This is a genomic window from Rhizorhabdus sp., from assembly GCF_018006725.1.
GTDB lineage: Bacteria > Pseudomonadota > Alphaproteobacteria > Sphingomonadales > Sphingomonadaceae > Rhizorhabdus.
Genome location: NZ_JAGMXV010000142.1, coordinates 1 through 12,931, shown reverse-complemented (window position 1 = coordinate 12,931; position 12,931 = coordinate 1). Strand labels below are relative to the sequence as shown.

Here is a 12,931-nt window from a genome sequence, read left to right as displayed (position 1 = left end):
CTACAATCCGGTGCGCAAGCATGTCAGGAACGGGATGCTGTCCCCCGTTGAGTTCGAACGGCAGCAGATTTTGAAAGCGGAAGGCGTCTAGAAAACTAGGGGCTACTCAGAAAGACCTGTACTTTCACGATAAACCGGCCGCCGCGCCTTCCGGCACGTACAGATGGGTCTCTACGACTTTCGTATAACATATTGGCATGAATGATTTAGCAGCAGGCTTAGGCCTCTGTTAATTGAGTTTTGATAAGCGGTTGAATGTGGTGGGAGACAGCACAGCGATGTTCAGTCACGGCCACGTTGCCATGCGTCGACTGCTCATTGGCATGGCCGCCTATTTCATTCTCGCTTCATCGACGATCCTGTTGACCAGCAATGGGAGAAGCCACGCCACGGTGTGGCCAGCCGATGCCATAATACTTGCTTTGTTGCTGGGTTCGTCGACGAGAACCTGGCCATCGCTTCTATTCGCGGGATATCTCGCAAATTTTCTGGCCAATGTGGTGACGCGAGGATGGTCTGACGGACTGGTCTTCTATGGCATCATAAATATGAGCCAGGCCTGGCTGGCTGCGACCCTTATACGCAAAATGGGGGCTCACGAAAATCTCCTTGAAGACGCAAAGTCGACTTTGCGTTTCATCGGCTTTGCCGGCGTGCTGGCTCCCGCGATGGGAGCGGCGGCGGGCTCGCTGGTTTCGTTGATCAATTTCGGCGAAAGCTTCGGACCTTCGTTCTTCCGCTGGTTTGCCAGCAATAGCTTGGGGCTGCTCGTAGTAACCCCCTTTGCCATGGCGTTGTTCGACGGCAACTATCTCGCTGAATTCAAGGCAAAGTCCTTCGCAGAACGCATGGTCTCGCTGGGATTGCTGGCCATTCACGGGGCGACGTGTGCCCTAATATTCACTGAGACGACGCTGCCACTCCTCTTTCTGCCGATGTCGACGCTTCTCGCATTGTCATTTCGCTGCGGAAGGGCGGGCGCCATGGCGGGCGTCGTCGTCGTGGCATTATTTGGCGGAATCGCGGCCTTTCGAGGGACCGGCCCGATCGCGCTGACGCATGATGAGGCTTTAACCCAGGCCCTGGTGTTCCAATGCTATCTGGCAGTGATCCTCTGTACCGCATTGCCTCTGACCGCCACCGTCGCGGCCCGTGCCCAGGCGCTCGTCCTTCTGGCGCAACGCGACGAAGCCATCCGGTTGATTATGGACAGCAGCTCGAATGCGGTTCTCGGTTTCGACTCTTCGGGGACCTGTCGGTGGGCTGCCGGCCAATTGGAGGACTATCTCGATCTGCGGCCGGATCAGCTCAGAAATCTGAAACTCGAAGACCTGGCGCCGCATCTCAACGCCGATCTGCAAGCCGTGCTGGGAAGTCCGCCGGCCAATCTGAGGGATGTGAAGCATGTTGAGTTTGTGCCCGCTGGTCGGCCGATGTTGACCCTGGAGGCGTCGGTCGGCCGCTGGGAGCAGGCGGGCGCGTGGGGCTTCGTGGTTACCATCCGGGATATATCGATGCGCAAATTGCGCGAGGCGGCGATCAGCCGGATGGCGGAGACCGACGACCTGACGGGAGTGCTCAATCGCAAAGGTTTCAAGGCACGGATCAACGAGGCCTTCACGAGCGGAAAGCGCCCTCTGACGCTGGCGCTCATCGACGTTGACCACTTCAAGTCCGTGAACGACAATTTCGGCCACTCGGTCGGCGATGTTTTTCTTCAGGAGGTTGCGGTTCGCCTGCAGGCTCATTCGGACTCTCCTCAGATCGTCGGTCGCCTCGGAGGGGACGAGTTTGCCATTCTGTTCGAGGTCGGCATCGCCGAGGCCCGAAAGGCGTGTGAGGCCATGGTCGCCGCAATCGGTGCGCGGCCCGTCGTCAATGAACGGGGAATTCGGCTGAACGCATCGATCAGTTGCGGAATTGCGGAGCTCGATCCGAGCATGTCTCGTGGCCAGCTGTTCGAAGCTGCAGACAGCGCCCTATATGCCGTGAAACGATCTGGGCGTAATGGCGTCGGCGAGGCTGGCGGCCTTAGGGCGATATCCTGACAGGTGTCGCTGCCGACGCCTCATTTCCACAGCGACGCAACAAGATACGGAACTAACGCCGCCCTCCTAACAATTCGGCGACCGCTGCACGGATGCGCTCGAGACGGTCGGCGGGAGATCCCAGCACGCGCAGATATTGGCGGATGAATCGGCCCGTGCCGAGTCTGACGACGCCATCGTTGATCAGGTAGAGCGCGTCGAGCAGATGCGGGTGACGCATCAGAACGATCTGCAAAAGATGTTGATCGTCGGGAAAGGGCCGCCCGTCGGGCAGCGCCTGCCAGGGCTCCACTGCGGTCCGTAACATGTCTTCGGAAAGCGTCTGACGGGTGATTTCCCACCACCGCCACGCGATCTCGCGGCCCAACTCATGGCCCAGGTTCAGAAAGAAGACGCCGTTGTTGATGGCCCAGCGCTCGGCATCGGGCGCGCCGGGCGCTGCCACCAGCGCATAGGCTTCCCGTCTGCCCAAAAAGCGTCGGATGTCGAAATCGGGCTGCAGGATCAGCGCATCGGCGTCGAGATAGAGGAACCAGCCGCGCCAACCCGCGTCGAGCAGGTCCTTCAGCATCTCGATCCGGTTCAGCGAAGCCTGCCACGGATGATAGCCGCGTCGCACCCCCACGAAGGGGCGAAAGTCGATGTCGTTGGCGGCGCAAAAGGCGCGGTGGACCGGATCGGTCGCAGCCAGCATCGCTTCATAGGCCGGACCGGCGGCGGTCTGGGCGAGAATCATCTTCTGGGTGGAATGGACGATCCCGTCGATCAGCATGCAGACCTCATAGCCGGAGCGGCGTTGCCCGGCTTTCATGCTTTCCCGGTCGGGTCAACCGCCGACGGCGCTCATGGTGTCGGCCTTTCGGGCATGCTGCGGCCATCTGCGCGGTTGCAATCGCGGACGGCAGCTTTCATCCGGCGCTACGGGCGCCGGTAAGGGCCTCGCAAGCCGAAAGGGAACCGCGGCAATGACAGGAGTCGATCGGAGGCCGCCCGCGGGCCGTGCGGCATGGCTTGCACTGCTGCTGGCGCTTGCTGCCGCCACGCGCTTTAACGGGCTCACCGCCAATGCGATGTGGGCAGACGAATTATTCTCCTGGCGGCTGACGACGCTTGCCGTGTCGCAGATCCTGCCGATCGTCGCGCGGGACGTCCATCCGCCGCTGTATTTTCTGATGTTGAAGCTGATCACGAGCCTCTTAGGGGACAGCCTGACCGTCCTGCGCGGTTTCTCGGCAATCCCGTCCGTGCTCAGCTGCGGGCTGCTGTTCCTGTTTCTCGACCGCCGAGCGGGACGCCCCTTCGCAGTCGCGGCTGCGCTGATCCTGATCGCCTCGCCCGCGTCGATCCATTATGCACAGCAGATCCGCGGCTATGCGCTGTGCGAGTTTTTTGCGGTGGCCGTCGTCGTCGCGCTCTTCCGTTATGTCGAGCGACCTCGTGCCGGGCGACTGGCGCAGTTCTTCCTGTGCTGCATCACGCTGGACTATCTGCACTTCATCGGCCCTTTCGTGCTCGCAGGGCTGTTCGCGCTCGCCCTCTGGCTTTTTGTCACCGGCCGGATCGCACGGCGCGAGCTTGTCGCGGTTGTTGGGATAATGGGGCTCGCGACCGCCTGTCTCGTGCCTTGGCTGTGGATGCTCCTGGCACGCAGTCAGGTGGTCGGCAGCCAGATGCACGTCTTCGATGGGCTGTCCGGCGTGGTCGAGGCGGTCAAGGTTTTCGTCAAGCTGCTCGGTGGTTTCGTTGCGGTCGGTCCGGCGCTGCTGCTGTGGGCGGCCGGGCTGGCGTGGCGGGCGCCCGCGCGTCCGCTCCTGCGCCTTGCCGACAGCGGCCATCGCACGGTCGATCTGCTGATTGTCGGTCATGTCATGGCGCTCATTCCCTTCGCGCTGTTCGCGCTGATGGGGGTCCTCGGGGGGCCGTTCATTCGCCTGCATCCGGCGATCGTCGCCAGCCCGTGGCTCGCGGTCATGCTGGCGGCCTGCCTATCGTCCCTGCCGTCTCGTCCGCAGCGGCTGATCGGTGCGATCTTCGGCATCGCTCTGGCCTTTTCGGCGCTCACGATTCCCTATCGGCTCGATCAGGTGCCGATACCCGCCGTGCTGGATGTCGCTGCAAAGGAGCATGTGCGAACGATCATAACCTATGGCGAGGAGATGGCCCTGACCCAGCGCTTCCTCGGCCGCTCGGACGTTCGTATCATCGACCTCCGGGCGATACCGGCCGGGCTTTGCGGTGGCCGGGTCGCGGTGGAGATCATGCCCCGGGATGCTGCCTATGACCCCGTCCGGCACAGCGTGACCTATGGGCTGATGGCGCCGGGCGGTCAGCGGCAAAGCTTCGCTCTGCCGCCTGCACTGCGCCTGGTCGGGGAGAAGCGTTTTCCCATCTCCAACATGTGGAAGCCGGGCGTCGTCGAAGCCTATCGACTGCTATTGTTCGACGCCCCAGGCTGCCGTCTTTCTGCGGCGGGAGCGTAAGCCGAAGCCGTGGACATCCACCGCGCTTATCCTTAGGGGATCTGGGCCTGATGCCCTTTACGCCATGGACCCGCTTATGCTGACGCTATCCTCTGTCGTCCGGGCCGTGCCCGACATGCTCACCGCCGATGTCGATGGCGAGACGGTGATGATGGATGCCGAAAGCGGGCATTATTATAATCTCGATCCGATCGGCAGCCGCATCTGGCACGCGCTGGCGGAACCGACACGCGTCGATGCGCTGTGCGACCGGCTCGCCGCCGATTATGACGCGCCGATCGAACTGATCCGCCAGGACGTACTCGCGCTCCTGGAAACCCTCAACGAGCGCAAGCTGCTGGTCGTCGACGCCGACTGATACCGGCCGGCCGGGGTCAGTTTGCCTCGGCGAAGAGCGCGGCGACCTCGGCGAAGCGCGGGTTGCGGCGCAGCGTCTGCCCGCCGCTGACGTGAATCGTCTGCCCCGTGACGAAGCGCGATTCATCGCTCGCGAGGAACAGCGCTGCGTCTGCCACCTCGGCGGCGACACCGGGGCGCCCGAGCGGGATCTCGCGCGCATAGAGCGCCGCGACCTGCGGCAGGTTCAGCCCGCCACCCGACATCGGCGTATCGGCGATGCCGCCCGGCGCGAGCGAATTGGCGCGGATGCCCGCCGGCCCGAACTCGTGGGCAATGCAGCGCATGACATGGTCGAAGCCCGCCTTGGTGCCCATATAAGCGGCATGATCGTCCATCATGATCTGGGCGGTTACCGACGAGATCTGGATCAGGCTGCCGCCGCCGGCGCCTTCGCGGCTCATCATCGCCACGGCGCGCTGGAAGAACTGGAAAGGCCCCGCGAATTGCAGCGCGCACATCCGGTCGATCTCCTCGCGGCTGCACTGGAGGAAGGGGACGAGCAGCCCCCATCCGCTGGCATTGACCGCGATGTCAATGCCGCCGAGCCTCTCGTCGATCTGCGCAAACAGCCGGTCGAGATCGGCCTCGACGGTGATGTCCGCTGCGATGCCGATCGCGCCGATCTCGGCGGCCAGTTCCGCCGTCGCCGCCTCGCGCCGGCCTGCGACCGCAACTTCGGCGCCTTCCGCGCGGTAGAGGCGGGCAATGACGTCGCCCAGATTGCCGGGTGCCGCACCGATCACGAGCGCGCGCCGCCCCGCCAGCCGCCCGCTCATGCCGCCGCTCCCAGGTCGATTTCGGACAGCGTCGAACGGCCGTCCCAGTCGCGGGCCAGGGCAATCCCTGCGTCATGCCCCTCGCGCGAGCCGGCGCCGCAGATCAGCTCGAACAGCACGCCCGGCTGCTTTGGATCCGCGAAATAGATCACCCGCACCGCGACATTCTCCGCCGAGAACACGCGCCGCATGCCGGACGCGTCCAGCAGCGCTGCCTCGGCATCGAGATCATCGACGATCCAGGCGAGATGGTGGAGGCCGGCGATCGATCGGCCAGCGTCATCCTGATAGGGGGAAGGGGTGGCGCTGCGCACCTGGATGAACTCGATCTGCTCGCTGCCGCGATAGCCGAGCGCCACGTCGATCACGACGCGCGTCGGCCGGTCGAGATAGTGGCCGTCGAGCGCGACGTTGCGATAGATCTGCCAGGGCCCGACACCCAGATTGTCGCTCCAGAAACGTACCGAATGTTCCAGGTCATCGGTGACGAAGCCGATCTGGTCGATCGGCGCGCGGTCCTCGCGGACGGGCATGGCAGTCTCTCCTCGGTTCGCGGCATTTTGCCGTCTGCGGCGGCGATAACATGGCCGGTCATCGCTCGGGTAGCCGCAGCGCGGTGAAAAGAGTCGGCGTCGCGCCGCGCCTCTCGTCGTGCGGTGCGGGCTCGGCTATGCCGCGATCATGGCTCTTGCTCCCGATACCGCCCGGACGCCCCGCTCAGACACCGATCAGGCCCCCGCGATCGATGCTCCTTCGCTGCGCTTCTTCGTCTTCGGGCTGTTCTTCATCTTCGGCGGGATTACCTCGCTCAACGATATCATCATCCCGAAGCTGAAAGACCTGTTCACCTTGAACTACACCCAGGCGATGCTGGTGCAGTTCTGCTTCTTCGCGGCCTATGCGATCGTCGGCATCCCCGGTGCGCAGCTGGTCAAGCGGGTCGGCTATATGCGGGGTGCGGTCGTCGGTCTGCTCGCGATGATGCTGGGTTGCCTGCTGTTCATCCCGGCAAGCGCCTATGCGACCTATCCGCTGTTCCTGTTCGCCTTGTTCGTCCTCGCCAGCGGGGTGGTCGTGGTGCAGGTCGTCGCCAACCCACTGATCAGCCTCCTCGGTCCCGCGCGCACCGCGTCGAGCCGGCTGACCTTCGCCCAGGCCTTCAACTCGCTCGGCACCACCCTCTTTCCCTATGTCGGCGCGATCCTGATCCTCGGCAGTCTGGCCGGAACCGACTCCAAGGGGCTTACGGGCGCCGCGCTCGATGCCTATCGGACGGCGGAGAGCCGGGCGATCGTCCAGGGCTATGTCGGGCTCGCTATCGCGCTGGCGGTCATTGCGGGCGTCGTCTGGCTGTTGCGCGACCGGCTGAAGGGCGAGCGGCATGAGAGCGCCAGCCTGCTGTCTGGCCTTGCGCTCCTCCGGCGCCCGCGCTTCGGTTTCGGGGCGCTGTCGATCTTCCTCTATGTCGGGGCCGAGGTCGCGATCGGATCCTTGCTGGTCAGCTATCTCGAACAGCCCCACGCGCTCGGCCTGACCGAACAGCAGGCGGGCAAGCTCATTCCCTTCTACTGGGGCGGTGCGCTCATCGGGCGCTTCATCGGATCGGCCTCCCTGCGCTTCATCAATCCGGGAATGGCGCTCACCGGGGTGGCACTGTCGGCGATCACGCTGGTGCTGGTTGCGGCGGGCATGGCCGGACCGGTCGGTGCCTATGCGCTGCTGGCTGTGGGCCTCGCCAATGCGATCATGTTCCCGACGATCTTCAGCCTCGCCTGTGCGGGGCTGGGCACCAGGACCGCTGACGGGTCGGGCGTGATCAACGTCGCGATCTGCGGGGGCGCGATCGTGCCGCTGCTGGTTGGCGGGCTCGCCGACTGGAGCGGCAGTCTGTCCGTCGGCCTGATGATCCCGGTCGCCTGCTATGCGGCGATCGGCTGTTATGGACTTTTCGCGCGGAAGCCGGTCGCGTGAGGCTTTGGGGACATCCGGCGCGTCGGGAGGCAAGGCTATGATCCGATTTCTGCCCATCGTTCTTTCGCTCGGCCTTGCCGCGCCCGCCATCGCGCAAGGAGCCGGCGCTTCCTTCGACGGCCGCTGGACGGTCGACCTGTCGAGCGAGCCGGGGCAGGTCTATACCAAGGAGATGGTCCTGAAACTCGCGGCCGACGGCACGGTCAGCGGCAGTTTCTACGACAGCGAGATCGAAGCCGGCCGCTGGAAGGCTGACCGCGGCCGCACCTGCGTCAGCTTCCGCACGACCGACGGGGCTGGCCCCTATCACAGCGCGGCCTGCCTGCGCGGTGATCGGGTCGAAGGCCAGACCTGGGCCGAACACCGCCGCTTCCTGTTCAACTGGAACGCGGTGCGGGCGAAATAGGCTGATTCCCCTCCACCGGCTGCGTCGGTCCCCCTCCCCGTCCCGGGGAGGAACTTAGGACGCTCGCGGGAAATTCCTCCCCGGGACGGGGAGGGGGACCATCCGCAGGATGGTGGAGGGGTTTTCCCTACACAGTCGCGATCTGCTCGTCTTCGATGACGGCCTCTGATCCGCGCCGACGCCCGCTGAAGATCGCGTAGAGCGCCACGCCCAGCAGGTTCCAGATCAGGAAGTAGAGCTGGGTGCGGCTCGGCAGGCTTGCGAGCAGATAAAGGCAGCCGCCGATCGCGACGAGGCCGGTGCCCCAGGCGAAGGGGGTACGGAATTTGCGCGGGGCGTCGGGCGCGCGGCGGCGCATGATCAGCATGCAGGCCGACACCGCGATGAACGCGGCGAGCGTTCCGGCATTGGCGAGCGCGGCGATCTGGTCGAGCGGAAAGAAGCCGGCGATTGCGCCGACGACCAGCGCGGTAAACAGGGTGATCCTGACCGGGGTGCCCCGCGAAGACACCTTCGCCAGGCTGCGCGGCAGCAGCCCGTCGCGCGCCATCACGAAGAAGATGCGCGACTGGCCGTAGAAGAAGGCGAGGATGACGGTCGGGAGGGCGATCACCGCCGAGGCACCGAGGAAGATCGCGGCGCCCGGCTGGTTGAGCGTCCGCAGGATCAGGGCAAGCGGTTCGGGGCTGTCGGCGAAGGTCCGGAACGGGACGGCGCCGACCGCTGCCGCCGCGACGCCCATGTAGATCAGGACGCAGGCGATCATCGATCCGACGATCCCGATCGGCAGGTCGCGTTCGGGCCGGCGGGTTTCCTCGGCAGCGGTGGCGATCGCGTCGAAACCATAGAAAGCGAAGAAGATGATCGCAGCCGCCGCCATCACGCCGCGCTCGACGCCGTCGGGGCCGACGCTCTTGGGGAAGCCGAACGGGGCGAAGGGATCGAGATTGGCGGCGTCGAAGGTGGGGAGGGCGACCGCCACGAACACGATCAGCGCGACGATTTTGACGCACACCAGCACGCTGTTGAGCGTCGCGCTCTCACGCGTACCGACCATCAGCAGCCCGGCAACCACCGCGATGATGAAGATGGCGGGCAGGTTGACCAGACCGCCGATTTCCGGACTCTGCATCAGCGCCATAGGCACCCCGGCGGCGGCCTGCAGCAGCGGCGCGGCATAGCCCGACCAGCCGACCGCCACGGCGCTGACGACCAGGCTATATTCGAGAATCAGACTCCAGCCGACGACCCACGCCACCAACTCGCCGATCACCACATAGCTGTAGGTATAGGCGCTGCCCGAGGCGGGGATCATCGTCGCCATTTCGGCATAGGCCAGCGCGGCGCAGGCGCAGATCAGCCCCGCGATCACGAAGGACAGGATGACGGCCGGTCCGGCCTTGTCGGCGCCGACGCCGATCAGCGTCAATATGCCCGTGCCGACGATCGCGCCGACGCCCAGCGCGATCAGATGCGGCCAGCCCAGCGTCGGCTCCAGCCGATGCTCCGGGGCCATATCCTCCCGCGCTACAACGCTTTTTCGCCGGTTCCACTTTCCCACACTCCGTCCCCTTGTTACGAATTCGTTCGTCCGCCGGTCCCGGCGATTGTCTCCGACCCCCGAAAGGCCGATCGATGCTTGTCCGTCCCTATGAACCGCGCGATGCCGACGCCGTCTGGCACATCATCGAGCCGGTGATCCGCGCGGGCGAGACCTACGCGCTGCCGCGCGACTGGACTCGGGACGAGGCGCTCGCTTATTGGACGCTGCCCTCGCATGACGTGTTCGTCGCCGAGGCGGACGGGCAGGTGCTCGGCACCTATTATCTCCAGCCCAACCAGATGGGCGGCGGCGCCGGTGTCGCCAATTGCGGCTATATGACGGCGGCCGAGGCGACGGGGCGCGGCGTCGCGCGGGCCATGTGCAGTCACTCGCTCGACCATGCGCGCAAACGGGGTTTCCGGGCGATGCAGTTCAACTTTGTCGTGTCGACCAACGAGCGCGCGGTTAAATTGTGGCAGGCGCTCGGCTTCGACATCGTCGGTCGCCTTCCCGGTGCGTTCGATCATCCCGTTGCCGGGTCGGTCGATGCGCTGGTAATGTATCGCCATCTTTAATTGCGCTGGCACGAAGTTTTTGCCTGTTCGATGAATGTCCGATGATGCTAGCTTCTGTTTCGCAGGTAGCCCGAAGGATATTCGATGCTTGATCAGATAGATCGCAAGATCCTCAACACCCTTCAACATGACGGCCGGATCACCAACCAGGACCTCGCCGCGCAGGCCGGGATTTCGCCCTCGGCCTGTTTCGACCGGCTCCGCAAGCTCAGGGAGCAGGGCTATATCGACGACATCGTCGCCCTGCTGAATCCCAAGAAGCTCGACCGCGCGCTGCTGGTCTTCATCGAGGTGATGCTCGACCGGACGACCAACAACGTCTTCGACCATTTCGCCGACGCCGTGAAGGCGATGCCCGAAATCCTCGAATGCCATATGGTCGCCGGTGGCTTCGACTATCTGCTCAAGGTCCGTGTGCAGGACATGGAGGCCTATCGCCGCTTCCTCGGTACCTCGCTGACCCACATGACCGGCATCCGCGAGACCCGGACCTATGCGGTGCTCGAGGAGGTCAAATATTCGACCTCCCTGCCGATCTGATCCTGCCGATCCGACCCCGCCGCTCAAGGCAGCGGGGCGAGCGGTGCAGGCGGCGGAACGGGTGTCGTGACGCTCTGCTTCTCCTGCGCGACCATTGCCGCGACTTCGGACAGCAGCTTCGGCGCGTCATAGACGATGCCGTCCTTCACGGTGTAGCGAACGCCGCCGATCCGCTCCTGCTTGTTGGTCGCAGGGTTCAACCGCACGAAGCCCGTGCCATAGAGCGTCTTGAGGTTCTGGAGCGGGTTCTCCTTCACGATCACCATGTCGGCCAGATAGCCGGGACGGACGAGGCCGAATTCGGGTTCTGCGCCCTTCGGATCCATGATCTCCTTCGCCCCGTTGATCGTGGCGGAGCGGAAGATTTCGAGCGGGGAGAAGCCGGCCTCGCGGAACAGCTCAAGCTCCTCGACATAGGCAAAGCCATAGACCTTGTAGATGAAGCCCGAGTCCGTGCCGACGGTCACCCGGCCGCCCATATTCTTATAGTCGTTCACCAGCGTGAAGAAGCGGTCGTAGAAGCGCTTCCACGACGTCTCGATCTCGCTCGTCCAGTCGAAGAAATAGGAGCCGTGATTGTCGCGGGTCGACTGGAAATAATTCCACAGCTGCGGCGTGGTGTAGCTGCCCTGCCAGTCGGCGTTGCGCGCACGCATCAGGTCGCGCGAGGCGGCGTAGATGTTGAAGGTCGGGTTGAAGGTGACCTTGTTGGCCTTCTGCTTCTCCAGATAGTCCTTCCACTCGGGGCTGCCGGGTTCGTAGACCTCGTCCCAGATGTCGGCGACCTGGCCGAACCGGTCGAGCTCGTTGTAGAAATTATAGCCGGCCGAGAAATCCTGGATCGTGCGGTTCTTCAGCAGCGATTCCATGTGCCCATAGAAATGGGTGATCGAATCCAGATGCGCCTCGCCCGCCACGCGGCCGTTGAAATTGGCGACGCCGAGCTGGCTGAGATGGGCGACGGTGCCCATCTTGTTCTTGTGCGCCTCGTCGATCGCGGCAGTGATCACCTCGGGCGTCTCATCGTTCCAGCCGAAGAATTTGATGCCGTCGATATTGTTCTTGGCGGCCCAGCGCACCCATTCGCGCGCCTTGTCGGGGCCGGTGATGCGCCCGCCGGTCCAGCCCGATCCGAGCGTCTGGTAATTGTAGATGCGCGGAGCCGCGATCTCGTTGGTGGCGGATCGGTTCTTCTCGCGCGAGGCCAGCGCCTGGTTGGTCAGGGGAACGCCGCGGACCGCGGTCACGCCATGCGCCAGCCACAGCTTATAGGCATAGGAGGCGTCCGGCGCCTTGTCGGGTCCGGGCAGGTGGACGTGCGTGTCGACGAAGCCCGGCAGGACGTACATGCCGGTGGCGTCGATCTCCTGATCGAAATCGCGCGGTTCGCGGTCCTGTTTCCAGGCGAGGCCCGGCCAGCCGGCCTGCTTGATGTCGGCGATGCGGTTGCCCTCGACGATGATGTCGACCGGCCCGCGCGGCGGAGCGCCGGTGCCGTCGATGAGCGTCGCACCACGGATCACCAGCTTGCGGAACGGGCCCATGCCTTCGCCTGCCGTGCGTGTTGGAGCGCCCTTGGCGACCCGGTTCACCTCGGGCTCGGCGGGCTTTCCGCCAGCCGTCTGGTGGGCGGCAGCCGGCAGCGCGATGGCGGCCAGCGCGATGCCTGCGGCGAAGAGAGATGCGAGCTTCATTCCAATATTTCCCCTTTGCCTTCCATCAGATCCGGATGAAGGACCATTGCTTGTCATAGGGCACGCGGCTCATGCGATAGCCGGCGCCTTCACCCGTCACGATCGTGTCGGACCAGTTATAACCCACGCCCTTCTCGGGATCGTACAGGCCCGGCTCCTGGCTGAAGAGCATGTTCTTCTGCAGCACCGTATGGTCGCCCAGCGCGATATAGGGCGCATAGTGGCCTTCCGACTGCTGGCCATGGCCTGGGCGGTGGTAGATGTAATCCGCCATGCCCTGATCGACCTGATATTTGTGGATGGCGGCCGCGACCTCGGAGCAGCGCCGGCCGGCCGCCTGCAGGTCGCGCTGCATGTCGCAGGTGTGCTGCGACACTTCCCACATCTTCGTGCCATGTGCGTCGAAGCCGCCGCTGGCATTGGCGGTCTGGTACATGCGGTAATTCTCGCCGCCGCAGCCGCCGACCTTCGCGACGATCACCACCTGCAGCGGCATGTC

At 64.4% G+C, this 12,931-nt stretch carries 13 protein-coding genes; 7 read left to right on the top strand and 6 right to left on the bottom strand.

What is annotated here, in order from left to right; all coding sequences use genetic code 11:
- The first annotated feature begins 233 nt into the window (after window positions 1-233).
- Window positions 234-2,048, top strand: a complete 1,815-nt coding sequence (locus KAY22_RS17755; RefSeq protein WP_296624634.1) for a diguanylate cyclase — start codon at window positions 234-236, stop codon at window positions 2,046-2,048.
- Window positions 2,049-2,100: 52 nt separating this feature from the next.
- Here the strand turns inward: KAY22_RS17755 and KAY22_RS17750 are convergent, their stop codons facing one another.
- Complete coding sequence (locus KAY22_RS17750) at window positions 2,101-2,859, bottom strand: hypothetical protein (protein WP_296624633.1); 759 nt, start codon at window positions 2,857-2,859, stop codon at window positions 2,101-2,103.
- 154 nt (window positions 2,860-3,013) lie between these two features.
- Between KAY22_RS17750 and KAY22_RS17745 the strand changes: the two genes are divergently transcribed.
- A complete protein-coding gene (locus tag KAY22_RS17745) occupies window positions 3,014-4,528 on the top strand; it encodes a glycosyltransferase family 39 protein (RefSeq protein WP_296624632.1) in 1,515 nt (504 codons plus the stop codon).
- Window positions 4,529-4,604: 76 nt separating this feature from the next.
- Window positions 4,605-4,886, top strand: coding sequence for a PqqD family peptide modification chaperone (locus KAY22_RS17740; protein ID WP_296624631.1), 282 nt, complete (start codon window positions 4,605-4,607; stop codon window positions 4,884-4,886).
- Between the two features lie 16 nt (window positions 4,887-4,902).
- Here KAY22_RS17740 and KAY22_RS17735 read toward each other — a convergent pair whose 3' ends face one another.
- Both KAY22_RS17735 and KAY22_RS17730 read right to left on the bottom strand, forming a co-directional pair.
- A complete protein-coding gene (locus KAY22_RS17735) occupies window positions 4,903-5,703 on the bottom strand; it encodes an SDR family oxidoreductase (protein WP_296624630.1) in 801 nt (266 codons plus the stop codon).
- On the bottom strand, window positions 5,700-6,236 hold the full coding sequence (locus KAY22_RS17730; RefSeq protein WP_296624629.1) for a VOC family protein: 537 nt from the start codon (window positions 6,234-6,236) through the stop codon (window positions 5,700-5,702). The genes KAY22_RS17735 and KAY22_RS17730 overlap by 4 nt, the downstream gene beginning before the upstream one ends.
- A 148-nt stretch (window positions 6,237-6,384) precedes the next feature.
- Here KAY22_RS17730 and KAY22_RS17725 point away from each other — a divergent pair, with 148 nt between their 5' ends.
- Together KAY22_RS17725 and KAY22_RS17720 are read left to right on the top strand one after the other, a co-directional pair.
- On the top strand, window positions 6,385-7,674 hold the full coding sequence (locus tag KAY22_RS17725; RefSeq protein ID WP_296624628.1) for a sugar MFS transporter: 1,290 nt from the start codon (window positions 6,385-6,387) through the stop codon (window positions 7,672-7,674).
- 37 nt (window positions 7,675-7,711) lie between these two features.
- A complete protein-coding gene (locus tag KAY22_RS17720; RefSeq protein WP_296624627.1) occupies window positions 7,712-8,080 on the top strand; it encodes a hypothetical protein in 369 nt (122 codons plus the stop codon).
- Window positions 8,081-8,207: 127 nt separating this feature from the next.
- Here KAY22_RS17720 and KAY22_RS17715 read toward each other — a convergent pair whose 3' ends face one another.
- A complete protein-coding gene (locus tag KAY22_RS17715) occupies window positions 8,208-9,596 on the bottom strand; it encodes an amino acid permease (protein WP_296624626.1) in 1,389 nt (462 codons plus the stop codon).
- Window positions 9,597-9,715: 119 nt separating this feature from the next.
- Here KAY22_RS17715 and KAY22_RS17710 point away from each other — a divergent pair, with 119 nt between their 5' ends.
- Entirely contained in the window at window positions 9,716-10,198 is a 483-nt protein-coding gene (locus tag KAY22_RS17710; protein WP_296624625.1) for an N-acetyltransferase, read from the top strand.
- Between the two features lie 84 nt (window positions 10,199-10,282).
- Window positions 10,283-10,738 (top strand): Lrp/AsnC ligand binding domain-containing protein, encoded by a 456-nt coding sequence (locus KAY22_RS17705; RefSeq protein ID WP_296624624.1) that lies wholly within the window; start codon window positions 10,283-10,285, stop codon window positions 10,736-10,738.
- A gap of 23 nt (window positions 10,739-10,761) precedes the next feature.
- Here the strand turns inward: KAY22_RS17705 and KAY22_RS17700 are convergent, their stop codons facing one another.
- Entirely contained in the window at window positions 10,762-12,432 is a 1,671-nt protein-coding gene (locus tag KAY22_RS17700) for an amidohydrolase family protein (protein ID WP_296624623.1), read from the bottom strand.
- Between the two features lie 25 nt (window positions 12,433-12,457).
- Window positions 12,458-12,931, bottom strand: a 474-nt coding sequence (locus tag KAY22_RS17695; RefSeq protein WP_296624622.1) for a M24 family metallopeptidase, incomplete at its 5' end; no start/stop codon positions are given.

What these genes read in the sequence shown, in the direction of transcription:
- KAY22_RS17750 (WP_296624633.1), bottom strand. Translation starts at nt 2,859, where the DNA reads ATGAAAGCCGGGCAACGCCGCTCCGGCTATGAGGTCTGCATGCTGATC.
- KAY22_RS17745 (WP_296624632.1), top strand. Translation starts at nt 3,014, where the DNA reads ATGACAGGAGTCGATCGGAGGCCGCCCGCGGGCCGTGCGGCATGGCTT.
- KAY22_RS17740 (WP_296624631.1), top strand. Translation starts at nt 4,605, where the DNA reads ATGCTGACGCTATCCTCTGTCGTCCGGGCCGTGCCCGACATGCTCACC.
- KAY22_RS17735 (WP_296624630.1), bottom strand. Translation starts at nt 5,703, where the DNA reads ATGAGCGGGCGGCTGGCGGGGCGGCGCGCGCTCGTGATCGGTGCGGCA.
- KAY22_RS17730 (WP_296624629.1), bottom strand. Translation starts at nt 6,236, where the DNA reads ATGCCCGTCCGCGAGGACCGCGCGCCGATCGACCAGATCGGCTTCGTC.
- KAY22_RS17725 (WP_296624628.1), top strand. Translation starts at nt 6,385, where the DNA reads ATGGCTCTTGCTCCCGATACCGCCCGGACGCCCCGCTCAGACACCGAT.
- KAY22_RS17720 (WP_296624627.1), top strand. Translation starts at nt 7,712, where the DNA reads ATGATCCGATTTCTGCCCATCGTTCTTTCGCTCGGCCTTGCCGCGCCC.
- KAY22_RS17715 (WP_296624626.1), bottom strand. Translation starts at nt 9,596, where the DNA reads ATGGCCCCGGAGCATCGGCTGGAGCCGACGCTGGGCTGGCCGCATCTG.
- KAY22_RS17710 (WP_296624625.1), top strand. Translation starts at nt 9,716, where the DNA reads ATGCTTGTCCGTCCCTATGAACCGCGCGATGCCGACGCCGTCTGGCAC.
- KAY22_RS17705 (WP_296624624.1), top strand. Translation starts at nt 10,283, where the DNA reads ATGCTTGATCAGATAGATCGCAAGATCCTCAACACCCTTCAACATGAC.
- KAY22_RS17700 (WP_296624623.1), bottom strand. Translation starts at nt 12,432, where the DNA reads ATGAAGCTCGCATCTCTCTTCGCCGCAGGCATCGCGCTGGCCGCCATC.